Annotated in this window: 30 protein-coding genes; 10 read left to right on the forward strand and 20 right to left on the reverse strand. The window is 36.9% G+C overall.

Going from position 1 to position 22,684, the window contains the following annotated elements; all coding sequences use genetic code 11:
• The first annotated feature begins 1 nt into the window (after window position 1).
• Window positions 2–649, forward strand: a complete 648-nt coding sequence (locus tag QM923_RS02685) for a hypothetical protein (RefSeq protein ID WP_414290781.1) — start codon at window positions 2–4, stop codon at window positions 647–649.
• Window positions 650–734: 85 nt separating this feature from the next.
• Here QM923_RS02685 and xerS read toward each other — a convergent pair whose 3' ends face one another.
• The 3 genes from xerS to QM923_RS02700 form a co-directional block, all read right to left on the reverse strand.
• The gene (xerS, locus tag QM923_RS02690; protein WP_414290782.1) at window positions 735–1,805 is read right to left on the reverse strand and encodes a tyrosine recombinase XerS; all 1,071 of its coding nucleotides are present in this window, start codon (window positions 1,803–1,805) and stop codon (window positions 735–737) included.
• A gap of 287 nt (window positions 1,806–2,092) precedes the next feature.
• Window positions 2,093–2,260: a zinc-ribbon domain-containing protein gene (locus tag QM923_RS02695; RefSeq protein WP_414290783.1), complete on the reverse strand. Its 168-nt coding sequence runs from the start codon at window positions 2,258–2,260 to the stop codon at window positions 2,093–2,095.
• A 57-nt stretch (window positions 2,261–2,317) separates the two neighbouring features.
• Entirely contained in the window at window positions 2,318–2,506 is a 189-nt protein-coding gene (locus QM923_RS02700) for a zinc-ribbon domain-containing protein (protein WP_414290784.1), read from the reverse strand.
• A 319-nt stretch (window positions 2,507–2,825) separates the two neighbouring features.
• Here QM923_RS02700 and QM923_RS02705 point away from each other — a divergent pair, with 319 nt between their 5' ends.
• Complete coding sequence (locus tag QM923_RS02705) at window positions 2,826–3,839, forward strand: hypothetical protein (RefSeq protein WP_414290785.1); 1,014 nt, start codon at window positions 2,826–2,828, stop codon at window positions 3,837–3,839.
• 769 nt (window positions 3,840–4,608) lie between these two features.
• Here the strand turns inward: QM923_RS02705 and QM923_RS02710 are convergent.
• The 14 genes from QM923_RS02710 to QM923_RS02775 form a co-directional block, all read right to left on the reverse strand.
• Window positions 4,609–4,905, reverse strand: coding sequence for a hypothetical protein (locus QM923_RS02710; RefSeq protein ID WP_414290786.1), 297 nt, complete (start codon window positions 4,903–4,905; stop codon window positions 4,609–4,611).
• Window positions 4,883–5,317: a hypothetical protein gene (locus QM923_RS02715; protein ID WP_414290787.1), complete on the reverse strand. Its 435-nt coding sequence runs from the start codon at window positions 5,315–5,317 to the stop codon at window positions 4,883–4,885. Before QM923_RS02715 ends, QM923_RS02710 begins: the two co-directional genes overlap by 23 nt.
• A 104-nt stretch (window positions 5,318–5,421) precedes the next feature.
• Window positions 5,422–5,847, reverse strand: coding sequence for a hypothetical protein (locus QM923_RS02720; RefSeq protein WP_414290788.1), 426 nt, complete (start codon window positions 5,845–5,847; stop codon window positions 5,422–5,424).
• 28 nt (window positions 5,848–5,875) lie between these two features.
• On the reverse strand, window positions 5,876–6,151 hold the full coding sequence (locus tag QM923_RS02725) for a hypothetical protein (RefSeq protein WP_414290789.1): 276 nt from the start codon (window positions 6,149–6,151) through the stop codon (window positions 5,876–5,878).
• The gene (locus QM923_RS02730) at window positions 6,151–6,585 is read right to left on the reverse strand and encodes a hypothetical protein (RefSeq protein ID WP_414291043.1); all 435 of its coding nucleotides are present in this window, start codon (window positions 6,583–6,585) and stop codon (window positions 6,151–6,153) included. The genes QM923_RS02725 and QM923_RS02730 overlap by 1 nt, the downstream gene beginning before the upstream one ends.
• 100 nt (window positions 6,586–6,685) lie before the next feature.
• Window positions 6,686–7,117, reverse strand: coding sequence for a hypothetical protein (locus QM923_RS02735; RefSeq protein WP_414290790.1), 432 nt, complete (start codon window positions 7,115–7,117; stop codon window positions 6,686–6,688).
• Window positions 7,118–7,216: 99 nt separating this feature from the next.
• The gene (locus tag QM923_RS02740) at window positions 7,217–7,660 is read right to left on the reverse strand and encodes a hypothetical protein (RefSeq protein ID WP_414290791.1); all 444 of its coding nucleotides are present in this window, start codon (window positions 7,658–7,660) and stop codon (window positions 7,217–7,219) included.
• Between the two features lie 152 nt (window positions 7,661–7,812).
• Window positions 7,813–9,363, reverse strand: coding sequence for a ClC family H(+)/Cl(-) exchange transporter (locus tag QM923_RS02745; protein ID WP_414290792.1), 1,551 nt, complete (start codon window positions 9,361–9,363; stop codon window positions 7,813–7,815).
• Window positions 9,364–9,378: 15 nt separating this feature from the next.
• Window positions 9,379–10,158, reverse strand: coding sequence for a ribonuclease HII (locus QM923_RS02750; protein WP_414290793.1), 780 nt, complete (start codon window positions 10,156–10,158; stop codon window positions 9,379–9,381).
• Window positions 10,145–10,996: a ribosome biogenesis GTPase YlqF gene (ylqF, locus tag QM923_RS02755; protein WP_414290794.1), complete on the reverse strand. Its 852-nt coding sequence runs from the start codon at window positions 10,994–10,996 to the stop codon at window positions 10,145–10,147. Before ylqF ends, QM923_RS02750 begins: the two co-directional genes overlap by 14 nt.
• Before the next feature lie 148 nt (window positions 10,997–11,144).
• Window positions 11,145–12,119 (reverse strand): phosphate acetyltransferase, encoded by a 975-nt coding sequence (gene pta / locus QM923_RS02760; protein WP_195184378.1) that lies wholly within the window; start codon window positions 12,117–12,119, stop codon window positions 11,145–11,147.
• A 15-nt stretch (window positions 12,120–12,134) separates the two neighbouring features.
• On the reverse strand, window positions 12,135–13,034 hold the full coding sequence (locus tag QM923_RS02765) for an RluA family pseudouridine synthase (protein WP_414290795.1): 900 nt from the start codon (window positions 13,032–13,034) through the stop codon (window positions 12,135–12,137).
• Window positions 13,031–13,849: an NAD kinase gene (locus QM923_RS02770; RefSeq protein WP_414290796.1), complete on the reverse strand. Its 819-nt coding sequence runs from the start codon at window positions 13,847–13,849 to the stop codon at window positions 13,031–13,033. Before QM923_RS02770 ends, QM923_RS02765 begins: the two co-directional genes overlap by 4 nt.
• Complete coding sequence (locus QM923_RS02775) at window positions 13,833–14,504, reverse strand: GTP pyrophosphokinase (RefSeq protein WP_004252944.1); 672 nt, start codon at window positions 14,502–14,504, stop codon at window positions 13,833–13,835. Before QM923_RS02775 ends, QM923_RS02770 begins: the two co-directional genes overlap by 17 nt.
• A gap of 133 nt (window positions 14,505–14,637) precedes the next feature.
• Here QM923_RS02775 and QM923_RS02780 point away from each other — a divergent pair, with 133 nt between their 5' ends.
• The 7 genes from QM923_RS02780 (at window position 14,638) to QM923_RS02810 (ending at window position 19,417) form a co-directional block, all read left to right on the forward strand.
• Window positions 14,638–15,207 (forward strand): CYTH domain-containing protein, encoded by a 570-nt coding sequence (locus tag QM923_RS02780; protein WP_414290797.1) that lies wholly within the window; start codon window positions 14,638–14,640, stop codon window positions 15,205–15,207.
• Between the two features lie 122 nt (window positions 15,208–15,329).
• On the forward strand, window positions 15,330–16,280 hold the full coding sequence (locus QM923_RS02785; RefSeq protein ID WP_006148522.1) for a ribose-phosphate diphosphokinase: 951 nt from the start codon (window positions 15,330–15,332) through the stop codon (window positions 16,278–16,280).
• Window positions 16,281–16,295: 15 nt separating this feature from the next.
• Window positions 16,296–17,411 carry a cysteine desulfurase family protein gene (locus QM923_RS02790; RefSeq protein ID WP_414290798.1) on the forward strand — a complete coding sequence of 372 codons (1,116 nt, stop codon included), beginning with the start codon at window positions 16,296–16,298 and terminating at the stop codon, window positions 17,409–17,411.
• Window positions 17,412–17,416: 5 nt separating this feature from the next.
• Window positions 17,417–17,764, forward strand: a complete 348-nt coding sequence (locus QM923_RS02795) for a DUF1831 domain-containing protein (RefSeq protein WP_414257427.1) — start codon at window positions 17,417–17,419, stop codon at window positions 17,762–17,764.
• Between the two features lie 9 nt (window positions 17,765–17,773).
• On the forward strand, window positions 17,774–17,983 hold the full coding sequence (locus QM923_RS02800; RefSeq protein ID WP_414290799.1) for a DUF4649 family protein: 210 nt from the start codon (window positions 17,774–17,776) through the stop codon (window positions 17,981–17,983).
• Window positions 17,984–18,070: 87 nt separating this feature from the next.
• Entirely contained in the window at window positions 18,071–18,712 is a 642-nt protein-coding gene (locus QM923_RS02805; RefSeq protein ID WP_004252929.1) for a redox-sensing transcriptional repressor Rex, read from the forward strand.
• 15 nt (window positions 18,713–18,727) lie between these two features.
• On the forward strand, window positions 18,728–19,417 hold the full coding sequence (locus tag QM923_RS02810; protein ID WP_414290800.1) for a gamma-glutamyl-gamma-aminobutyrate hydrolase family protein: 690 nt from the start codon (window positions 18,728–18,730) through the stop codon (window positions 19,415–19,417).
• A gap of 23 nt (window positions 19,418–19,440) precedes the next feature.
• Here the strand turns inward: QM923_RS02810 and radC are convergent, their stop codons facing one another.
• Both radC and QM923_RS02820 read right to left on the reverse strand, forming a co-directional pair.
• Window positions 19,441–20,121 carry a RadC family protein gene (radC, locus tag QM923_RS02815; RefSeq protein WP_414290801.1) on the reverse strand — a complete coding sequence of 227 codons (681 nt, stop codon included), beginning with the start codon at window positions 20,119–20,121 and terminating at the stop codon, window positions 19,441–19,443.
• Window positions 20,122–20,184: 63 nt separating this feature from the next.
• Complete coding sequence (locus QM923_RS02820) at window positions 20,185–21,465, reverse strand: O-acetylhomoserine aminocarboxypropyltransferase/cysteine synthase family protein (RefSeq protein WP_414291044.1); 1,281 nt, start codon at window positions 21,463–21,465, stop codon at window positions 20,185–20,187.
• A gap of 188 nt (window positions 21,466–21,653) precedes the next feature.
• Here QM923_RS02820 and QM923_RS02825 point away from each other — a divergent pair, with 188 nt between their 5' ends.
• Window positions 21,654–22,349 (forward strand): VIT1/CCC1 transporter family protein, encoded by a 696-nt coding sequence (locus QM923_RS02825; protein WP_016465853.1) that lies wholly within the window; start codon window positions 21,654–21,656, stop codon window positions 22,347–22,349.
• A gap of 55 nt (window positions 22,350–22,404) precedes the next feature.
• On the opposite strand, the gene QM923_RS02830 is transcribed toward QM923_RS02825, so the two are convergent.
• Complete coding sequence (locus QM923_RS02830; RefSeq protein ID WP_414290802.1) at window positions 22,405–22,677, reverse strand: PspC domain-containing protein; 273 nt, start codon at window positions 22,675–22,677, stop codon at window positions 22,405–22,407.
• Window positions 22,678–22,684 lie beyond the last annotated feature (7 nt).

A 22,684-nucleotide genomic window follows, 5' to 3' on the forward strand; every position in this document is an offset into this window, starting at 1 on the left:
GATGATGAAAATTCCAGTTGATAATCTTGGTCTATTTGAACAGTTAGATCGTATAGTAGTGGCTTTTTTTAGCAAGCAACAACCTTCAAGTCCATATGATTTGAATATCAGTATTACACAAGAACACCTTGACCAGAAAAAGCAAGAGCTAGAACCATTAGGCTATCAAGCTGTCCAACTACCATTAGGAATGGGAATGGCTTTAGATAATATCATCCAGCAACCTCATTATCAAAACTTAATCCTTGGTGGACTTGCTCCCGACGAAATTATAGTCAGCAAAGAAGAATTAATGCCTTTGAAAGATATTGTGGACAGTTTTTGTATTATGTACGCTGCAGCGAATAACAGACTGGAAAATAGTAAGGCTTATGAATTAATGAAAGATAAGACGGTTTATTTTATTGGTAAACTATTTACAGATATTCCAAAAGCCGGTGATGAAATTGCTTATTTAGGAATTGATCGAATAGCGGGCGATGGTACACCATATGAAGCAGTTAAATGCTTTCTAACGGAAGAGAGCGCAGAGAAGTTCAATGGTGAAAAAAGACCTGTCACCCCTGCAAACTTGGCCTATCTAAAATCATTTTGGGGAAAACCTGTTATTATTGAGCCACACCGTAATTATTGGATCGAATTTTTATAGAAAGAATAAAAGAGCGTAAGATTCCATAAAAAAATCTACGCTCTTTTTTTAATACTAAAACATTACATAATTTATGTTATGTGTCTTATAAACTATCTAAGGCATTTTTCTGTTCGTCATTAACGATATGCGTATACAAGTCCGTTACCTGCGTGCTTGCATGTCCAAGTTGATGGCTGACCAAAACTTGGGATTTGGTTGCATCATAGAGACGTGTTGCAAGAGTATGGCGCAGTTTGTGGGGAGTTACGCGGACTTTAAAGTCTTCTGAATACTTGGCCACCATCTTTTCAACACTAGAAGCATCAATCCGGTTTGGAACGCCTCGATACAAGGTCAGAAAGAGGGCTGTATCGGTCTTTTCAGTCTTATAACGTTTGTCTCGAATAGCAAGATATTGCTCTAAATAAGGCTTAGCAAAGGCAGCGACATTAACCGAGTCACGTTTTCCGCCCTTACGAGTAACATCGATGACCATCATTTTGAGATTGAGATCACGAAGATCTAGGTTAACTGCTTCGGAGAGACGGACACCAGAGGCAAGAAGGAGTGCAATAATGGCTAAATCTCGCTCTTTATTCTTATTAAAGGAAGATAAGGCACGATTTGAGAGAGTTTTAGAGTATTCCTCATCTATATAATTCAAAAATCCCTCTGTTTCATCACCTAAAAAGAGCTTTTGCTTGATATTTTCAGCTCGTGCAGCCAAAGTTTCTTTCTTTTTCTTGGTAGCAACCTTCTTCATGACATTGCGATAGAAATAAGGTTCACCTTGTTCATTTTCAACCTCCTCAGTCAAATACTTATAGAGACTAGAAAGTGCCGAAAGGGTACGGTTAATGGTTGTTTGAGATACCCCGTTTTTCGTCGTATTGGCATTGAGCAGAGGACGTTCACGCAAGTAAAGGATAAATGATTCCATGTCTTTCTTGGTCATGTGCTCCAGAACGTCTAAGGGAATATTGGCCATGGTGTCAGCATCCGATATACCAGATTCCAAGACCCAGGTGAAAAATCGATCATATTCCTTTAAGTATTCGTACAAGGTCGTAAAACTGTATGGAACAGCCAGTTTCGATTGATAGTATTCTAGAACATACCAGGGCATGACTTGTTTGAGTTTATCAATCCGTTCTAATAAGATCTCGCGTTTCATATTTTTCTCCAAATCTTTCTATACTAGTAGTATAGCATAGCTATATATTTTTTTCAAGAAAATTATAGTTTTTCGGAAAGATGTTATAGGGGAGATTTAGGAATAGATAACTTAAAGCAAGTAACCAAAAATTTTTTTAAGCCAATTATACTCAATTATGTTCTTTATTTAAGTGAACACTGGAAATTTTTAAAGCTGTCCATCTACTGTAATATGTACTTTATTTAAGTGAAAACTAAAAATTTTTCAATTGTACATTTTGACAAAATAAAAACACTTTATATTACTTAAAGTGTTTTTATTTTTTTATACTGTACAAAGTGTTCTTGCTTTCTTCTGTAACCTTTGCAAATCGAACATGCCTTTTTATTTCGTTTTCTGTACGCCATTCTTTCTTTAACTTGAATTTTATAACGATGTTCTGGATTTTCCTGACATATCCACCATACAGACATATTACTCAACTCTGTGATTTCAGTTGGATTTGTTATTAGGAGGTTATTTACATAATCCTACTCATTCATTAGACTTTGTTGAGTTGTTGCCAAGTCTTTAAATCCTTTTAAAACTTTTTGATTCCTACAATATGGACAAGAATTTTCTCTGTAAAATTTTTCTTTAATTACTTGCTGATATTCTCCAGTGCATACAGGACATTTCCACCATGCGGTATATGTTGAATTAACCCTTACTGAAGACATTTTAAGTTCTTGCTACTCCAATAATCATATAATTCAGGATAAATATCTGGAGCTGTATTATAGCCTTTTAATGCTTGTTCGTTATTGCAATATGGACAAGTATTAGGCACTTCTCTTCTAATTGGAATTGAACACAAGTATTAAACTCTATACAATTTTAACATAGCGAAAAAGAGGTGTAAAGAATAAATACTCTGAAAAGCTTGTATACATTTTTGATTCGTGCACAAGTATGTAAATATTGTAAAACAATTTCAAAATGTGGTAGACTAGATATGAATTTTGATGGACGATAATTAGGTCAGAGAAAAGGTTACAGATGGAAAAATTAGTTTTTATCGGAATGCTAGTGTTCTTGGCATTTGTGTTTATTGGAATATTGTTTTGGCTTCGTTTTAGAATGAAGAACACCTTTGAGAACGGTGTTTCAATGTACGATGCCCCAGCAAATAATCAGACTAGGACGAGTAAGCTAAGCGTAGGAGAGTATGCAGTGCACATAATTTTAATACTAATTAGCGCTGTAATTGCCTTTAAGGTCATGAGCATGTTCCGTCATGGGGCGGCGCCAATTGGTGCTGCTATAATCACGCCTTCTATAATGTCGCTTTTCAATGCACGAAGGAGAACCGGGAAATCTTGGATGGGTATCGTTGCAGTGCTTATGGTATTCGTGTTTTTGATGTTTGTATATATAATTATAGGTCTACCTGATAACGCACCTCCACTTAGAATTGACGGAACTGAAATTCATCTTACAGAGACTAAGATTTCGGATTTGATAGACAAGGGGTTTGACATTTATGTGTCAAATGGTAGACATGATTATCCTAATTATAACGAGCTTTTGACAAAGGGAAGCTATACTAAATACCAAGGAACTGAGGTTAGTGTACCAAACGGCTTTAAGTCATATGACTCAGCAGTTACGCGATCTACCTATCTTCTTGTAAAGAAGAATGTAGTTCTCGGATGTATAGGTGTTTACGGAGATAAGAAAAAGAATACGGAGCTGAAGGACTGTGTAGTTACGCAGGTTTGCTTTGATTCTGATTGCACAGCTGTTGCCCAAAAATATGGAATCTCATATAATATAGATGGTATAGATTTGCTAAAGAAGCTTGACGAAAACGAGTTCACGAAAGTATTTGGGAAAAAAATATGGCTGACTCCAAGCGAGCCAAGAGATGAATATTTGAGTCATTATGGCGTGCAGTGGGGCGCAGGTAACAATGAATTCTTTTGGAATCATTACTTTATGAATTTAGACCTTGATTCGAATAATGATATAGTTCATTTTAATTTTAGTTCTAATATTGCAGCAGAGCGATAGAAGAATTTGCAGGGATAATTAGGCAAAATGAAAAATCAAAAAGTAATAAGTAAGACAAAGTATGCTATTTATCTTCTAGTGGTCCACCTTATATGCATACTTTTCACTATAAGCAAAATAGTGATACCTTCATGGGGTCACTGGTTAGAGACGACACGCTTTCTTTGGACAAGCTTTCCTACCTATGTATGCGTGTTAATAGCCATTTTCCCAATAGTTTGCTTTTGGCCATATTTGATTAGTGCAGATTTTAAGCCGGGTACAGCAAAGACCTTGCTTGCGACTTTTGGTCTAATAGTAGGTAACGGGACTCTGATTTTGATATATACGACTATTTTGCACAAGGTATTATAGGTATAAAAAAATCCCTTTATAGGGATTTTTTGATTGCTTCAAGTAGCTCGTCATATTCTTCAGTTGAGAATGCAGCAAATTGTACTTACTTATAATCTGAGATACTTTGAGATTAACTAGCACCACGAGTAAAAATCTATATCTTACTATCAATAAGACCTTAAATGAGTAGCAAAAAATGTACAATTGAACCACTACTTCTTCTGCACCTATTAGAGTAAAAATGTACAAATCAATTCCTTAAATCAGATGATGTTATGAACTAGAAAATATACAAAATAAAAATGAAGTCCACTTTTTAAAGAATATACTTTAAGCTTCTAATTCAGTTGTATCAATGGTTTAGTTCATGTTAAGTCAATTGTACATAAAATTTTAGTTTTAAAAGGTAACAAAAAATTCTTTAGAGTATTTTCTATATTTCATCATACTTGAGCAATATGTTAGGAATCTTTGTTTCAAGACTCTTGCGAACTTTACCTTGAATTGCAGTGTCCATTTGGTTATTTATGCTTGTAATGGTTGATTTAGTTTCTGTAGCTATCTTTTTAGCTTCTTTTTTAAAATTATCTTTTAATTGATTTTTTGCTGTAATGGCTAACTTAGCTTCTGCAAGGATTCGGTTTCGTTCCATCATCCGATACATTTGTTTCAATGCGCTTTGATATTCTTCATCAGTATAATACTCATCATAGCTCCCCTTCTGAACCATTCGAATATTTAACTTTAACTTTTGAATTAGTAGAACCTCGCCTAGAATTTAAAAAACGTTGAAATTCTTCATCATTCTTATTAAATAATCCAATCCTAATTTTATTCGAGTTTATATCAAAAGCTAAAACATGTTCTTTAGATGTTCCATCAAAAAATTTTAGTTTCACATCCGCCCCCCAAGCGTCTGAAGGAATTGAGCTGTACGATGGATTCGTAATCGTTATCTCCTCAATCCCTTGGTAAGAATTCTTTAAGGCGTTTACCAAACTTACTTCATACTCTCTATTCCGACGTTCTTCTTGAGATTTCCTTGACATAGTAAACACAAAAACACTTCCTGCTGTGAAAATTACGAGTGACAAAACGGTTAGTAGCCTTTTATGACTTTTTTTAGTGTTGGAATTATTCATTTAAGCTTTTCTCCTTTTTCTCCTTGAAAACTCTTCGTTCACACTATAAACAGTCTAATCTTGGTTTAAATTATTCAAGTGTTCATCAGTATAATGGAAATTCATCATAGTTCTCCTTGTTCACTATCAGAATAAGTAATTTTCACTGACTTTAAAGTTTTCCCTCTATGAGTTTCTAAATACTGCCAATCTTCGTTTGTTTCTTGACGTCCGCCATAATTGGTTTTATAGTTTAAATGATGATTAATTCCATATGAAAGAGTTCTTTCATCATTAAATTTGATTTCTACATCACAAGACCACGAACCCGGAGGGCTTGTGTATTCTGGATTAGAAATCTTAATCTCCTCAATCCCTTGGTAGGAATTTTTTAGGGCATTCACCAAACTAACTTCATACTCTCTATTCCGACGCTCCTCTTGAGATTTCCCTAACAAACTAAACATAAAAACACCTCCTGTTGTGATGGCTACGAGTAACAAAACGATTAGCAGCTTTTTATGACTTTTTTTAGTGTTGGAATTATTCATTTAAGCTCTTCTCCTTTTCTTCATTCTACTATAATTTAAAGATAAATAACACTAGAATAGAGAAAAATGCATCTAAAACAAGTCCATTAAAACCAGTTCCTTTGTGAGACTTAGTAGCAACAACACGGAATTCTTGACCGTCAGAGGTGGTTATGGTGTTGGTTTCGTAACTAGCTAATTCAGAATCAGATTTACTAACAACAAGCTTTTTATGTTTTCGTCTAGCAAACTCTGAATTCACACTGTAAACTGCAGTATCTCCATTTAAATTATTAAGCTGTTTATCTGTATAACTAAATGACATTATTGCTCTCCTTCATCATTATTAGAATAAGTTACCCTAATTTTTGAAGCAGTTTTACCTTTGTTCTCATTTAAAAATTGTCTATCTATCACTCTATTTTCCCATTCCAATGAAGCATCTGTTATTTCTTCAGTGTCTAGAGAATATCCAATACCATACTTAATTTTTCTTTCATCTTTAAACTTAATTTCTATATCACAAGACCACGAACCTGGAGGGCTTGTATATTCTGGATTGGAAATCTTAATCTCTTCTATCCCTTGATAAGAATTCTTTAAGGCATTTACCAAACTTACTTCGTACTCTCTATTCCGACGTTCTTCTTGAGATTTCCCTAACATACTAAACATAAAAACACCTCCTGCTGTGATTGTTGCGAGTAGTAAAACTATGAATAATGGTTTATAGCTTTTTCTTAATCTGTCTTTACTCATCATCATTTCCTCTTTTTCTTAGTTTATTCAGTATTGACACTATATACATTCTTTCCATGGTTAAATTCATTGAGTTGTTTATTAGTTTAAATTTATACCATTAATATTCTCCCCCTGAACCATCTGAATAAATAACTTTTGTGAGTTTACTTGTCTTACCCAAGTGATTATTTAAAAATTCTCGGTCCTCTTTTCTATTCTCTCTCTCTAAAGATACATCAGAAATTCGTTTATAATTTTTTGAATAATTTATTTTATATTTTATGCTTCTCTCATTAAAATATAGTTCAACTACGCAAGTCCAACTTCCTGGCGGATTTGTGTAGTTTGCATTAGAAAATCTTATTTCTTCAATACCCTCATAACTATCTTTTAAAGTTTTAACCAAACTAACTTCGTACTCTCTATTCTGACGCTCCTCTTGAGATTTTCCTAACATAGTAAACATAAAAATAGCGCCTGCTGTGATAGTTGCGAGTAGAAAAACTATGAATAATGGTTTATAGCTTTTTCTTAATCTGTCTTTACTCATTGTTATCTCCATTTCTCTCAGCATACTCAGAATTTACACTGTATACATTCTTCCCGTGATTCAATTCATTAAGTTGTTTATCAGTATAATTAAATACCATTATTGCTCTCCTGTTTCACCATTTGAATATCGTACTAATATTGTAGATTCTGTTTTACCAATGTGTTTTTGAAGTATAGACCATTGTTGATCAATTTCTTCATTAGTATTTCCTTTCATAAGACCATCATGGTTTTCTTTATAGGTTAATTTGTGATTAATTCCATAAGTAATAGTTTGACTATCATTGAACTGTACTGAAATATCACAAGACCACGAACTCGGTTTGTCATTATAGTACGGATCCATAATCTTAATCTCCTTAATCCCTTGGTAGGAATTCTTTAAGGCATTTACCAAACTAACTTCATACTCTCTATTCCGACGCTCTTCTTGGGATTTCCCTAACATGCTAAACATAAAAACACCTCCTGCTGTGATGATTGCGAGTGACAAAACGATCAGTAACCTTTTATGACGTTTTTTAATGCTAGAATTATTCATTTGAGCTTTTCTCCTTTTTCTTATTATACAATAATCTATTATGAAAAAAGCAATAAAAAGCCGATTCTCAGCACTGAGAATCGGTTTTCGAATGTCATGTTTAATGACCAATTATATTTATGACATAACATAAGTTATGTAAACAACTAATTCTACAACAATAAATCTTTCACTTTTCCAATTTCACTTTTTGGAATCACGAGATGGATCATATCACCTAGATACATCCTTGTAGAACCATTAACTGTCTTACTTTTACCGTTATGTACCTGAGTTGTGATAAGTACGTTATGTGGTAAATTGAGTTCATGTACCTGCTTACCAGCTATCTTATCAGAAACTGGGATTTCTATCAGTGTAACTTCTCCGTCATCAGTTGCTGATTCAGGTAACATTTTCTCCAGCATGGCTTCATAGACGGGCGCCCCTTTGAGCAGATCCATAACAATATAGGCAACTAGGGTTACCATCCCTAAAGGCATGAGATTGCGGATATCACCGACCATCTCAGTCACAAGAATCATAGCTGTCAAAGGTGCTTTTGAGATAGCACCAAAATAGCCACTCATTCCTAGAATTACAAATATTGGAAATTGCTGCTGGGTAACAAGGCCAAGATTGACACAAATAACACCGACTAGAGCTCCAAGTAAGGATCCTAAAGCTAAAATAGGTAGGAAAATTCCACCAGGAAGTCCACTTCCGTAACTAATCATGCTCCAGATAAAGCGAATGATGAAGTAAATTAAGAGAATTTGGAAGCTAAAATCTTGTTCTGTTAAGGATAAGACAACTTGATTGCCCCCTCCAAGTATTTGTGGTAGGAAGATTCCTACTGGAATGATAAGAAGAAAAGCTATAATAGGATGATAGGCCTTATCTAGATGAATTTTTTGACCGATCCAATCGTAAACTCTCCCGACATTCAGAACGGCTTTTTCATAAAGAAAACCTGAAAAACCAAGAAAAATCCCCATAACCAGATAAATCCAATACTGACTCAAACTCATAAGAGGAATATTATCAGGCATATCAAGCACAGGTGTTAAGCCAAAGATGAGAAGGGAAACAAAGTTTGCTACTAGACTAGCAGCCAAGGTAGAAACCCAGAAGAATCGTGAAAAATGGTGATAGACTTCTTCTACTACAAATAATAAGCCCGCAATCGGTGCATTAAAGGCTGCAGCGAGTCCAGCAGCAGCTCCACTAGCAATCAAAGAACGCTCCTCAACAGGGCTAGACTTGAGCCATTTGGCAATTCCTTTTCCTCCAGCGGCACCTAGTTGAATACTGGGACCTTCACGACCGAGCATGAGCCCACTCGCAATGGCCAAGATACCTAGAATGTATTTCTTCCAGAGGACACTCCACCAATTGAGAGACATGAGACCTTTTAACTCCGCTTCAACTTGAGGAATACCAGAACCTTTGATATCTTTTTCTGAACGTGTTAATTTGGCACTAACTAAGCAAATGAGCATATAAAACAATAAAATAATCAATAGATTCCGTATCAGATTTTCTTGGTCTTGATAAAATCCTTGAACGATATGAAAGCCTTTTTCAATCAAAAATCGAAATGATCCTACAATAATTCCTACGACTAATCCGACAATAATACCTCGCCCTACTTGAGCTAAGATCGTACTGGACGCAAAGGCAAATTCTTTCTTGGAACTAAGTATTTCCGATTGTTCCTCCATAATTCTCTCCTTTAATTATCTTTTATTAGTTTCTGAAACGATCGTTTTAATCGGTTCAAAACTGGTGCGATGAATGGGTGTGACACCGTGCTTTTCAATTCCTTCTAGATGCTTAGCAGTTCCATAGCCAGCGTTTTGAGAAAAATCATAACCTGGAAATTCCTGGTCATAGTTAGCCATAATCTTGTCCCTTGTAACCTTAGCAATGATAGATGCTGCTGCAATAGATAAGGAGTTGGCATCCCCTTTGATGATAGATGTCTGTGTGATTGGCAAATCCAATTTCATAGCATCAATCAAGAGGTGCTCTGGCTGAGGTTCAAGCTGAGAGATAGCTTCCCTCATGGCTACTTTAGTCGCTTCGTAGATATTGACTTGGTCAATGACTTTATTGTCCATAATCCCTATACCGATTGCTAAAGCATTATCCTTAACGGCTTGAAAAATCTCCTCGTGTTTTTTCTTAGGAATTTTTTTGCTGTCATTTAAACCTTTAATTTTACAATTTTGAGGTAAAATCACTGCAGCAGCCACCACTGGACCAGCTAGCGGACCACGTCCAACCTCATCTACACCTGCAATTAGGTTAATCCCCTGAACGTAAAGTTCTTTTTCATATCGAAGCATAGCTTCTAAGCGAAGATTTTCATCCATTTCTGCTTGGATAGCCTTTTTACGCTTTTCAATTTCCTTTTGTACACCTAAACGAGAATCTTTTTCAAATTCCCTAAAAAAGGGACTTTCAAGATCAGTTATCTTTGCTAATACTTCTTTTATTTCTTTAATCGTTGCCATTGAGATCATCCAATGTATCTAAGGTATAGTTACCAAGTTTTCCATCACGAACTTCTTTGACAAAGAGATTGTAAAAACGATCGTAATCATCACGGAAACCAAGGATACGCGTCATATCCATGATAATTTCTGGAGCCTCATCGTCCAGATTCATTTGTTTGAAACGTTCTTGAAGCTTTTCAGGATAATGCGTTTTAAAGTAATTGAGACCGAAAATCGTTACCTCATCCATTGGAAGCAACTGATCCTTGATTGCTCCAGTGAGTGCAAGTTTAAGAGCAACAGTTTCATCTTCAAATTTTGGCCAAAGAATCCCTGGAGTATCCAAGATTTCAAGATCCTTATTTGTTTTGAGCCATTGTTGACCTTTTGTCACACCTGGTTTATTACCAACTACAGCAATTTTCTTACCAGCTAATCGGTTCATCAGAGTCGATTTACCAGCGTTTGGTATCCCGATAATCATGGTACGCAAGGTCTCAATTTGAATTCCACGTTCTTTTTGACGAGCAATCTTATCTGCCATGAGTTTTTTAGCAGCATCCGTTACTACTTTTACTGTTATTTGTTCCTTAGAGTTGATAGCAAGTGTCAGAATACCTTGTGATTCAAAGTGTTGACGCCACTCTTTTGTTAATGCTGGGTCTGCAAGGTCTGCCTTGTTTAGAATCAATAGTCTTGGTTTGTCCCCGATGATTTTAGTCAGCATCGGATTTTGACTAGACAAGGGCAAACGTGCATCTACTAAAACTGTCACAAAATCAACAAATTTTAAATTTTCCTGAACCTGACGACGTGCTTTGGACATGTGTCCAGGAAACCATTGAATAGTTGCCATTTTATTTCCTTTTCTTCATACAAACTTATTCTATAAAACATAGATGATTACTGACTATTTTACCATATTTTGGCTAATTTTGCAGATGAATGATGTCTTTAAAAAAGGGAAATCCCCCTTTACCATGAGGGAAAGAGGGATACCATTCTTATTGTTGAACAGCTTGCGCTGCTGTAATTAGAGTTAGTTTGTAAACATCGTCAGAGTTACATCCACGTGAAAGGTCATTTACTGGTTTGTTAAGTCCTTGCAAAACTGGTCCAACTGCAGCAAATCCACCCAGACGTTCTGCCATCTTGTAACCAATGTTACCTGCTTCAATACCAGGGAAGATGAAGACATTAGCTTGTCCAGCTACGTTGCTTCCAGGAGCTTTAAGAGCTGCAGTTTCGGGAACAAAGGCTGCATCAAATTGCAACTCACCATCAATTTCAAGGTCAGGACGCAAGTCGTGTGCGATTTTAGTAGCTTCCACTACCTTATCAACACTTTCGCCAAAACCTGAGCCTTTAGTTGAATAGCTAAGCATAGCAATCTTAGGTTCGATACCAAACATTTTTGCAGTGATAGCTGAGTTAATCGCAATTTCAGCTAGGGCTTCAGCATCTGGGTTAATGTTGATAGCACAGTCACCAAACAAGTAACGTTCACTACCACGAACCATAAGGAACGCACCTGATGTACGGCTCACATTCGGACGAGTCTTAATGATTTGAAGAGCTGGACGAACTGTTGAAGCTGTAGAGTGAATAGCTCCTGAAACCATACCATCAACCAAGCCCATATAAACTAACATCACACCAAAGTAGTTAACATCGTTGATGAGTACTTCTCTCGCTTCTTCTTCTGTCATTTTTCCTTTACGACGTTCAACAAGTGAAGCTACCATATCTTCAAATTGTGGGTAATGTTCTGGATCGATGACTTCGTAACCTTCTGTAATTCCTTCGATTTCGAGATAGATTTTAATCTTGTCAGGGTTTCCTAGGAGTACAGGGATAACTTCTGTTTCTTTAACCAAACGCTTCGTTGCTTGTAGGATACGTGGTTCTTCACCTTCAGGTAGAACGATGCGAGCATTTTTACCAACTAGGTTGGCTTTCAAACTTTCAAAAACTTCCATGAGTTTTGACTCCTTTTAAGATAAATTATTATTTGATAACTGTGTAATAAGTGTGTCGAAATCATCCGGCAGCGGGCATTCTAGCTCTAACTGCTCTTCTAAGAAAGGATGATAGAACGATAAGTAATGGCAATGTAGAGCCTGGCGCTCTATGCCATGTTCTAAGCTTCCCCCATAAAGATCATCTCCAAGTAATGGAAATCCAATATGCGAGAAATGAACCCGAATCTGGTGGGTTCTCCCGGTGTGGAGACGAATATCAACTAAGTGAATATTCCCATAAGTTGCCACGATTTGATAGGATGTATGGGCATATTTTCCACCCTTTGCTACTCGTCGAGTGATGATAGAATCTTCATCTCGGGCTATCGGAGCGATGATTTCTCCCTGAGGTTCCAGATGACCATCTCCCTTAACTAGGGCGTAATAACGCTTTTCAATAGCTTTTTTTTGCAATTGCTTGTCTAATCTGGCATGCGCATAGCCGTGTTTAGCAAAAAGCATCAATCCAGAGGTATCTCTATCAAGCCGAGTCACAATATGAACCTGCTGATTCTCATAGTTTTGTTTTACATAGTAGCCCTTAATAAAGTTGGCAATGGTATTGGAATGATTGACACTAGGGATTGAAGCGACTCCAAAGGGTTTGTTGATAATCAAGAAATGATCATCTTCAAATAGAATATCTAGAGGATAATCAATTGCTTCAAGTGTCTCGAATCCTTCCTCTGGCGGAATATCAATGACGACTTCATCTCCGATATCTAAGAGATAGGTTGCATTCTGCGGATGCCCGTTTACTCGAATATCACCACCTCGAAACTTAATCTTGGCAAGTAACCCTTTTGAAACTTCATGTTTTTTCAGAAAGGTTTTGACCTTGACATGTTCGTCGGCAATAAACTGAAACCTCATTCGTCCACCTCACCAATAAAGGCATCTTTGACACGATTCCAAAAACTGGTGTGGCTTGGCGTAGCTACAAAATGGATCTTGTGGTGATCAATCTGATACTCTATTTTCTCAATATTTCGGAAAGAATAAATACTATTATCAATTGAGATTGTGTGATAGTCATTTCGTGTTGGTATCAATTCTATCTTGTCTTTTTTTGGAACAATAATTGATGAACCAAGTGTGCGGTAGATTCGGTTGTTCAAACTAGCAATTTCAGCCAATTGTAGGGCCTCTATGGTCGGGTGCAGTACTGCTCCACCGAGTGATTTATTATAGGCTGTGCTGCCTGTTGGCGTTGAAACTGTTAGGCCGTCACCACGAAAGCGTTCGAAGGGAACATGGTTAATAATGACATCAGCAACCATAGTTCGATCCGCTCGACGAATGCTAGCTTCATTTAGTGCTCGGAAAGACTTGACTTCACCATTTTCGAGAAATATTTTGACACTTAAGAGTGGATAAGACACTTGAGCACCATTATCCAACTGTAAATTTGTAACTAATTGGTCCAACTCAAAATCACGATAATCCGTATAAAAACCTAAATGTCCTGTATGAACCCCAACAAAACGAACCTTATCCAGTTGGTTTTCATACTTATGAAAAGCAGACAACAACATCCCATCTCCACCAATAGAGACGACGATATCTGGATTTTTATCATTTAGGATAAAATTATTCTTTTTTAATCGGTCTTTTAACTCGAATAGAACTTTCTGACTCTGAGGTTTACGGTTGGCAATTAGGTCAATTCGTTTACCTGTATTCTTCATCGGTATCGTCACTGTTTCCTACCCCGTCATTTAACTTTCTGTGCAAAGGATCAAAGAGTGCTTGTGCTTCCTGGATATCAGCACGTATTTTACTCATTTCTTCGTCTAGCTGATGTGAAATTCTGGCTGTAATTTCAAGTCGTTCCTTGATTTCCTCTGGGAAATCTCCTTGATATTTATAATTGAGAGAATGCTCGATTGTAGCCCAAAAGTTCATAGCCAAGGTACGAATTTGAATCTCAACTAGAATGGTTTTTGCACCGTAAATCGTATCAACCATATACTCAATAATCACATGGTAAGAACGATAACCCGATGCCTTTCGATGAGTAATGTAATCACGTTCTTGAACAACTCTCATATCCTGTCTTTTACGAAGGATAGAGACAACCTCGTTTACGTCGTCTACAAATTGAACCATGACACGTAAACCTGCAATATCTTGCAAATCCTGTTCAAGTGTGTCATAGCCAATACCCCGTCGTGCCATTTTTTCTTTGATACTTTCAATCGGTTTAACCCGACCCGTGACAAACTCGATTGGAGAATGTCGGTTTTGTTTTCTGTATTGTTTTCGGATTCCTCGGAGTTTTATTTTTAATTCTCCGACAGCTTGAATGTAAGGATCTAAAAATTCTTCCCATTCTGTAATCATATAACTCTTACGTCCAATTCTCTATGCAGTTTAATTTATCTAGTTTTTGATTTTCTCATGAAAATCATATACAATAAATACAATGCTTATTATACCATAAATCGCTTTCAAATATAAAGAAAAGGTTGTAAAAATGAAACATTTAGAAATAGAAATGAAAACACTTCTCAGTGAAGAAGAATATAATCGATTGCTAGCTCAATTTTCAGAAGTCACTCCTGTTACACAAAAAAATTACTACTTAGATACGCCTGATTTTTATCTTCGACATCATAAAATTGCTATGCGCATTCGTACTTTCGATACAAGCGCCGAACTGACTATTAAGATTCCTCAAGAAGTCGGAAATATGGAATACAACCAATCCCTTACTCTTGAGGAAGCAAAATATTGTCTTGAAAATTGTAAACTTCCTCAGGGGATGATTCTAGAAGAACTAACTAGCCGTGGACTTTCAACAAGTGGTTGGGTGGTTTTAGGTTGCCTAACTACTGTTCGTTACGAAAAAGAAACAGCAATTGGACTCATGGCGCTTGATCAAAGCCGCTACTTCGATATTGTAGATTATGAACTAGAGCTAGAAGTTGAAAATGGTGACCAAGGAAGTCTTGATTTTCAGGAGTTTTTACAAGCCAATGATATCCATTACAAGAAAGCACCTTCAAAATTAGTAAGATTTATAGAAAATATGAAAAATAACTGAAATAATCAACTTTTTTTGATAAAATAGAAGAGATAAAAAATAATAGAATCTGTGAAAGAAAATACTTTCCTTAAAAAATGTTTTTTCACCGATTTACTTAGTTTATAGAGGACGGTTTATCAATGTCAGATACAAAGAATATGAAGCTTTTTTCACTTTCATCAAATCATGAAATTGCACAAAAAATTGCGGATGCTGCAGGTGTTCCACTAGGAAAATTATCATCACGACAATTTTCAGATGGTGAAATTCAAGTTAACATCGAAGAAAGTGTTCGTGGGTATGATGTTTATATCATCCAATCAACCAGCTACCCTGTAAATAACCACTTGATGGAACTATTAATCATGGTTGACGCCTGTGTTCGTGCTAGCGCAAATACCATTAACGTTGTGCTTCCATACTTTGGTTATGCTCGTCAAGACCGTATTGCTTCTTCTCGAGAACCTCTTACGGCTAAACTTGTTGCAAATATGTTAGTAAAGGCTGGGGTTAGCCGTGTATTGACGCTTGACCTTCATGCTGTTCAGGTACAAGGTTTCTTTGATATTCCTGTAGATAACCTCTATACAATTCCGCTATTTGCAAAACACTACATTGATAAAGGTTTAACTGGTCCAGATGTGGTTGTTGTCAGCCCTAAAAACTCAGGTGTAAAACGTGCTCGTAGCCTTGCTGAATACCTTGATGCTCCGATTGCTATCATTGACTATGCTCAAGATGATTCTGAACGTAGCCAAGGTTACATTATCGGAGAGGTTGAAGGTAAGAAAGCAATCTTAATCGATGACATTCTTAATACAGGCCGTACTTTCTCTGAAGCTGCTAAAATTTTGGAACGCGATGGTGCTACTGAAATCTACGCGGTATCCAGCCATGGATTGTTCGTCAACGGTGCTGCGGAGTTGTTGGATGCAGCTAATATCAAGGAAGTCTTGGTTACAGATTCTGTATTGACAGAAAGTAAAAAACCTAAGAATGTACAATATATTACCGCAAGCGAACTGATTGGTGATGCCATGGTTCGTATTCATGAAAGAAAACCAGTTAGTCCACTATTTAAATTTAAATAGAAATTAGGTGAGTTTTTGATTTATTTAGATAATGCTGCTACGACACCCATGTCATCTGCAGCTATCTCAGCAATGACTCAAGTCATGCAGGAGACTTATGGCAATCCTTCTAGTATTCATGGTCATGGGCGTCAAGCAGGAAAATTATTACGTGAAGCCCGTCAAGGGTTAGCAGGTTTACTAGGTACAAAGCCCCAACACATTTTCTTCACTTCTGGTGGTACAGAAAGTAATAATACAGCTATTATCGGCTACTGTCTTCGTCATCAAAATCGAGGAAAACACATTATTACTACTGCTATCGAGCATCACGCTGTGCTTGAACCAATTGAATATCTGGTGGAAAATTTTGGGTTTGAAGTGACTATTTTAAAACCTGATAATCAAGAAATCACTGCAGATCAAGTCAAAAATGCACTGCGTGAAGATACTATTCTCGTTTCAACTATGTATGTTAACAATGAAACAGGTACTCTTTTACCAATCGCTGAAATTGGTCAGATTTTAAAAGTCCATTCAGCAGCTTATCATGTAGATGCTGTTCAAGCTGTCGGGAAGCTAGAGATTCTTCCTGAAAAACTAGGAATAGATTTCCTCAGTGCTTCTGCTCATAAATTTCACGGTCCAAAGGGTATCGGTTTCCTATACGCTGCTTCTACAAATTTTGATCCTTACCTACATGGTGGAGATCAAGAACAGAAAAAAAGAGCAGGGACAGAAAATCTTCCCGCAATTATAGGTATGGTTGCAGCGCTTAAGGACGATATAGATCATCTAGAGGCTAACTTTAATAAAGTTCAAAAACTACAGAAAGTTTTTCTAACTGAAATGGCTGGATCAACCTATTATCTCAATCAAGGTAAAGAGCAACTCCCTTATGTCCTAAATATCGGATTTCCGGGACAACGCAACGATCTACTACTACTTCGTTTAGACCTTGAAGGTATTTCTATTTCAACGGGTTCTGCTTGTACAGCTGGTGTTGTTCAGGTCAGTCATGTTCTTCAAGCCTTCTACGGAGAAGAATCTCCTCGCTTACACGAGTCTGTACGCGTCAGCATTTCACCTCAAAATACAGAACAAGAAATGATAACTCTTGCTAAAACTATTAAAAATATCATCGGAGGATAAACTTAATGGCATTTGAACAAACGATTAAACTTAAAAATTGTCGTTACGATTACACACTTAGTCCAACTGTTAAAAAATTTACGCTTAAAGATAATACTTTTTTTGAAACTAAAGTTGGTAACTATGAATTAACGCGTCTACTTGAAAAAGTTCCAAATAGTGGTGAAGGATTCCAACTTAAGATTATCATCAACAAAGACTTAACTGGTGTAAAAATCAATATCACTGATAAATTTGGTTTACGTTTAGTTGATATCTTCAAATCAGAAGAAACTCATATCCACCAAGAGAAATTCTACTTTTTGATGGATAGCCTGGTTGAACGTGGAATATTTACAAAAAGCGAAAGATAGAAGGTTGTTATGTTTCGATTAACTTATAAAGATGCCTATCAAGTAGAGCGTATTCAAGAATACGAAGACTATGAAGCTCTTATGCTTTCTCTATCAGGCTGTGTGACGCTTCCTGATACGACTGTTGTCACATCACTGACCCACAATGGGGTTGAAATCTATCAAGGTCTTCTTGGAAATCTTTATCGTTTTTTAACAACCTATCACGAAAATACATAAACTAAGATTTTTTCTTAGTTTTTTTTCGTTATTGTTGCAATTTTCACAAGCTTTCTATAAAATAGTAGTTAGAAAGGTTGTGATTTTGTGAAAGAAAAACAGTCTGCTATTCCAAAAGCAACAGCAAAGAGACTTTCTCTCTATTACCGTATTTTTAAAAGATTTAATGCCGAGAAAATTGAAAGAGCTAATTCCAAACAAATTGCAGAAGCGATTGGAATTGATTCTGCCACTGTTCGTCGTGACTTCTCTTACTTTGGCGAACTTGGACGTCGTGGATTTGGCTATGATGTCAAAAAGCTCATGAACTTTTTCGCTGATCTTTTAAATGATAATTCTATTACCAATGTTATGCTTGTAGGTATTGGGAATATGGGACATGCCCTCCTCCACTACCGCTTTCATGAGCGTAACAAGATGAAAATCATCATGGCTTTTGACCTAGATGATCATCCTGAGGTTGGTACCAAGACACCTGACGGTGTTCCAATCTATGGAATCTCTCAAATAAAGGACAAAATTAAGGATAGTGATGTTAAAACTGCTATTCTTACTGTTCCTAGTGTTAAATCTCAAGAAGTTGCTGAACTTTTAGTTGATGCTGGTATCAAAGGTATCCTCAGTTTTTCTCCTGTTCACCTACATCTTCCTAAAGACGTAGTTGTTCAGTATGTCGATCTTACTAGCGAACTTCAAACCCTCCTCTATTTCATGCGAAAAGAGGATTAGAAAGCGAATTGATTTATGAAAAAACCAGTTATTGGGATTACAGGAAATGAAACCCCGCATCCAGATGATGAGCTTATGATGAGTTATGCTGCAAAAGGCTTTGCTGAAGGAGTTAAGGAAGCTGGAGGTATACCCATTATCCTACCGATTGGCGATGAAGAAATGGCCAGTTACTACATTAGTTTAATTGATAAACTTATTTTAACTGGTGGACAAAATGTTGACCCTAAATACTATGGTGAGCCCAAAGCTATTGATAGCGACGATTACCACCTTCAACGTGATATTTTTGAGTTAGCCCTCATTAATGAAGCAATCAAGCAAAATAAACCTATTTTTTCTGTCTGTCGTGGTACTCAACTCTTTAACGTAGCCATGGGTGGGTCTCTTTATCAAGATATCGAAGATCATTGGCAAGATACTTCCGCTGAATACACCACTCAGCGACTTGTCACCGAACCAGATACTATTCTAAGAGAAATCTATGGAGAAATCTCTCATATCAATTCTTTCCACCATCAGAGCATCAAAGATTTAGCTCCTAATCTTAAGGTTGTAGCTCATGATCCTAAGGATGGTATTATCGAAGCTGTTACAACTACGGATGACTTCCCTTATCTTGGGGTTCAATGGCATCCTGAATTTCTCTTTGAAAATCGCCCCAAAGATAAAACACTTTTCGACTATGTCGTCAATGAATTATAAAACCTGTATCATTTACAGGTTTTTTATATCATATCTGTCTTCTCACGGTAACTAAAATAATCAGAATGAGAGACAATTAAATGGTCCAATAAGACCAATCCCATTAATTCGCAGGCTTCTTTAACAAGCTTCGTAACATGGTCATCATTGGGGCTAGGAACTACTGCTCCTGATGGATGATTATGAACCAGAATCACAGATGTTGCCATATGCTTCAAAGCGTAGTGGAGAATTTCTCTCGGTTCAGCAATGCTTCTCGTGGCAGACCCGATAAAAATGGTCTGCTGGTGAATGATTTGATTTTGAGTATTCAGATAGAGCGCCACTAGGTGCTCTTGTTTTTTATCTCCAAGCTCAGCCTGCATCTTTTTAGCTAATTTACGACTGCTAAGAATACTCTCCATTTCCACTGTTTCCCTTTTATGGATACGGTAGCCTAATTCGATAACAGCTTGTAATTCGATAGCCTTAACACGTCCAATACCCGATAGAGTCTGCAATTCCTGTAGACTCATTCTTTTTAGGTCAGTTAAACAGGTTAGCTGATTTAATACCTTCTGTGCTATTTCAAAAACATTGGCTTGTTTCGTTCCTGTCCTTAGCAAAATAGCCAGTAATTCTTGGTTGCTGAGTGCTTCTACTCCTTCTCTTACTAGTCTCTCTCTTGGTAAAAGTGAATCTTCTTGAAATGAAATACTATACATAAAAATCCTCCTCACTTAATTATTCGTGAGAAGGATCCTTAATTCGATAAAAACTAGTTATTTTTAGATTTTTTCAAGTGCAAGACGCAAATCTTCAATCAAATCGTCGACATTTTCAAGACCGATTGAAAGACGGATTTGATTTTTAGTTACTCCTGCTGCTTCTAGATCAGAGTCAGACAATTGAGCATGCGTTGTAGTTGCTGGATGAACGACCAATGATTTGGCATCTGCTACGTTTGCAAGGTTTGAAAAGATTTCTAAGCTATCAATTACCTTACGAGCTTCTGCTTCTCCGCCCTTAACGTGGAAGGTAAAGATTGAACCAACACCTTTTGGTAAATATTTCTCCGCTAAGGCATGGTAAGGGCTATCAGCTAATTTTGGATAATTAACTTTTTCAACTTTCGGATGGTTCACAAGGAAATCAACGATTTTCTCAGCGTTTTGCACATGGCGTTCAACACGGAGAGATAGTGTTTCAAGACCTTGTAGGAGCAAGAATGAGTTAAATGGTGAAAGGGCAGCTCCCATATCGCGAAGCAATTGCACGCGAGCAGCAACGATAAAGGCTGCAGCACCTACATCTCGAGTATAGCTCAAATTATGGTAGCTTGGATCTTCATTGACAAATTGAGGGAATTTCCCTGAAGCTGCCCAGTCAAACTTCCCACTATCAACGATAACACCACCGATTGTTGTACCGTGTCCTCCGATAAACTTAGTAGCCGAGTGAACTGAGATATCTACACCGTGTGAAAAGACATTAATGAGATATGGTGTTGCAAAAGTATTATCAGCAACCAAAGGAATTTGATGTTTGTGGGCAATTTCAGCTATTTTTTCAATATCAGGAATGTTGATAACTGGATTACCCAAAGTTTCAATCAAAACAAGTTTGGTATTGTCTTTAATCGCTGCTTCCACTTCTTCTAAATGATCAATATCAACAAAAGTTGTGGTGATTCCGTAACGAGGAAGGGTTTCTTTCAACAGGTTAAAGGTCCCACCGTAGATTGTTGAAGCTGCAACCACATGATCACCTGCGTGAGCTAGTCCAAGGATAGTATAAGTAAGAGCTGCCATTCCAGAAGCTGTGGCAAGTGCACCTACTCCGCCTTCAAGAGCTGCAATACGCTCTTCAAAGGCTGAAGTTGTTGGATTGGTAATACGAGTATAGATATTTCCAGCTTTTTGAAGGGCAAAAAGGTCTGCCCCCTCCTGTGTATCTTCAAATACAAAAGATGTTGTTTGGTAAATTGGTACAGCACGGGACTTGGTAGTAGCGTCTACCACTTGTCCTGCATGCAATTGAAGAGTTTCAAATTTAAATTCACGAGTCATCATCAGACCTCCAAAGATTTCATTAAATTAATTGTATCATCTATGGCAGTCAGTTACAAATAAAACTTTATTATATAGGATAAGAAATAGCTATGGCAATTATTAAAATTGTAGAACTTTTTTCAGATAGTTTAAAAAGTTTGTATTCGCTATTCCTATACTTTATAATGGATAAAAAGGAGAAGACTATGTCAGAAATTACACATGAAATTGATTCAAACTTTGCCGGTCGTTTAAATATTTTACGTGCTGGTGTGCTCGGAGCCAATGACGGGATCATTTCCATCGCTGGAGTTGTTATCGGGGTTGCCAGTGCAACCAGTAATATCTGGATAATCTTTCTTTCAGGTTTGGCTGCCATCTTAGCAGGTGCCTTCTCTATGGCTGGAGGTGAATATGTTTCAGTATCTACTCAAAAAGACACTGAAGAAGCCGCTGTAGCCCGTGAACAATTACTTTTGGATAAGGATATCGAAGCCGCAAAGAAATCTCTTTATGCTGCTTATCTTCAAAATGGTGAGTGTGAAACTTCAGCTCAACTTTTAGTCAATAAAGCTTTTCTTAAAAATCCACTTAAAGCCTTAGTTGAGGAAAAATACGGAATCGAGTATGAAGAGTTTACCAATCCTTGGCATGCTGCAGCATCTAGCTTCATCGCTTTTGTTCTTGGTAGTCTACCACCAATGCTATCCATTACCATCTTTCCAAGTGACTATCGAATCCCTGCTACTGTTTTTATCGTTGCGATTTCTCTATTGATTACAGGTTACACCAGTGCCAAACTCGGGAAAGCCCCAACCAAAACAGCTATGATTCGTAACCTTTGTATCGGTTTGTTAACCATGGGAGTGACCTATCTATTGGGTCAGTTGTTTAGCATTTAAAAAAGATACCGTACGGTATCTTTTTTATTATCCAAACATAAATAATTAAGTAAAACTACCAAAACCAACCTTCATTATCATCGATTGGCTCAGCTTGTTTCATCTTACGTGGGCCAGTTCCGTACATATCAGCTTCGATATCTTCTTTTGTTGGCAAGATAGAGGCGAGGATAATGTAGATGATGATTCCAAGTCCGAAGTTTGCGATTGTAAAGATAGCAAAAATGAAGCGCACAAGAGTAACATCAAGGTCCCATCTATCAGAGAGTCCAGCAAGTACTCCTGATATCATACGATTTCGTCTCATTTTATAAAATTTTTTATTCATAGTTTGT

The organism is Streptococcus infantis (assembly GCF_047463275.1).
In the GTDB taxonomy this organism is placed as follows: domain Bacteria; phylum Bacillota; class Bacilli; order Lactobacillales; family Streptococcaceae; genus Streptococcus; species Streptococcus infantis_AF.

What these genes read in the sequence shown, in the direction of transcription:
- ylqF (WP_414290794.1), bottom strand. Translation starts at nt 10,996, where the DNA reads ATGGCAACTATTCAATGGTTTCCTGGACACATGTCCAAAGCACGTCGT.
- QM923_RS02825 (WP_016465853.1), top strand. Translation starts at nt 21,654, where the DNA reads ATGTCAGAAATTACACATGAAATTGATTCAAACTTTGCCGGTCGTTTA.
- QM923_RS02735 (WP_414290790.1), bottom strand. Translation starts at nt 7,117, where the DNA reads ATGAGTAAAGACAGATTAAGAAAAAGCTATAAACCATTATTCATAGTT.
- QM923_RS02695 (WP_414290783.1), bottom strand. Translation starts at nt 2,260, where the DNA reads ATGTCTGTATGGTGGATATGTCAGGAAAATCCAGAACATCGTTATAAA.
- QM923_RS02830 (WP_414290802.1), bottom strand. Translation starts at nt 22,677, where the DNA reads ATGAATAAAAAATTTTATAAAATGAGACGAAATCGTATGATATCAGGA.
- QM923_RS02785 (WP_006148522.1), top strand. Translation starts at nt 15,330, where the DNA reads ATGTCAGATACAAAGAATATGAAGCTTTTTTCACTTTCATCAAATCAT.
- QM923_RS02765 (WP_414290795.1), bottom strand. Translation starts at nt 13,034, where the DNA reads ATGAGGTTTCAGTTTATTGCCGACGAACATGTCAAGGTCAAAACCTTT.
- xerS (WP_414290782.1), bottom strand. Translation starts at nt 1,805, where the DNA reads ATGAAACGCGAGATCTTATTAGAACGGATTGATAAACTCAAACAAGTC.
- QM923_RS02700 (WP_414290784.1), bottom strand. Translation starts at nt 2,506, where the DNA reads ATGTCTTCAGTAAGGGTTAATTCAACATATACCGCATGGTGGAAATGT.
- QM923_RS02710 (WP_414290786.1), bottom strand. Translation starts at nt 4,905, where the DNA reads ATGGTTCAGAAGGGGAGCTATGATGAGTATTATACTGATGAAGAATAT.
- QM923_RS02745 (WP_414290792.1), bottom strand. Translation starts at nt 9,363, where the DNA reads ATGGAGGAACAATCGGAAATACTTAGTTCCAAGAAAGAATTTGCCTTT.
- QM923_RS02705 (WP_414290785.1), top strand. Translation starts at nt 2,826, where the DNA reads ATGGAAAAATTAGTTTTTATCGGAATGCTAGTGTTCTTGGCATTTGTG.
- QM923_RS02715 (WP_414290787.1), bottom strand. Translation starts at nt 5,317, where the DNA reads ATGAATAATTCCAACACTAAAAAAAGTCATAAAAGGCTACTAACCGTT.
- QM923_RS02685 (WP_414290781.1), top strand. Translation starts at nt 2, where the DNA reads ATGATGAAAATTCCAGTTGATAATCTTGGTCTATTTGAACAGTTAGAT.
- QM923_RS02725 (WP_414290789.1), bottom strand. Translation starts at nt 6,151, where the DNA reads ATGTCATTTAGTTATACAGATAAACAGCTTAATAATTTAAATGGAGAT.
- QM923_RS02800 (WP_414290799.1), top strand. Translation starts at nt 17,774, where the DNA reads ATGTTTCGATTAACTTATAAAGATGCCTATCAAGTAGAGCGTATTCAA.
- QM923_RS02740 (WP_414290791.1), bottom strand. Translation starts at nt 7,660, where the DNA reads ATGAATAATTCTAGCATTAAAAAACGTCATAAAAGGTTACTGATCGTT.
- QM923_RS02810 (WP_414290800.1), top strand. Translation starts at nt 18,728, where the DNA reads ATGAAAAAACCAGTTATTGGGATTACAGGAAATGAAACCCCGCATCCA.
- QM923_RS02775 (WP_004252944.1), bottom strand. Translation starts at nt 14,504, where the DNA reads ATGATTACAGAATGGGAAGAATTTTTAGATCCTTACATTCAAGCTGTC.
- QM923_RS02770 (WP_414290796.1), bottom strand. Translation starts at nt 13,849, where the DNA reads ATGAAGAATACAGGTAAACGAATTGACCTAATTGCCAACCGTAAACCT.
- QM923_RS02730 (WP_414291043.1), bottom strand. Translation starts at nt 6,585, where the DNA reads ATGAGTAAAGACAGATTAAGAAAAAGCTATAAACCATTATTCATAGTT.
- pta (WP_195184378.1), bottom strand. Translation starts at nt 12,119, where the DNA reads ATGGAAGTTTTTGAAAGTTTGAAAGCCAACCTAGTTGGTAAAAATGCT.
- QM923_RS02780 (WP_414290797.1), top strand. Translation starts at nt 14,638, where the DNA reads ATGAAACATTTAGAAATAGAAATGAAAACACTTCTCAGTGAAGAAGAA.
- QM923_RS02795 (WP_414257427.1), top strand. Translation starts at nt 17,417, where the DNA reads ATGGCATTTGAACAAACGATTAAACTTAAAAATTGTCGTTACGATTAC.
- QM923_RS02820 (WP_414291044.1), bottom strand. Translation starts at nt 21,465, where the DNA reads ATGACTCGTGAATTTAAATTTGAAACTCTTCAATTGCATGCAGGACAA.
- radC (WP_414290801.1), bottom strand. Translation starts at nt 20,121, where the DNA reads ATGTATAGTATTTCATTTCAAGAAGATTCACTTTTACCAAGAGAGAGA.
- QM923_RS02720 (WP_414290788.1), bottom strand. Translation starts at nt 5,847, where the DNA reads ATGAATAATTCCAACACTAAAAAAAGTCATAAAAAGCTGCTAATCGTT.
- QM923_RS02750 (WP_414290793.1), bottom strand. Translation starts at nt 10,158, where the DNA reads ATGGCAACGATTAAAGAAATAAAAGAAGTATTAGCAAAGATAACTGAT.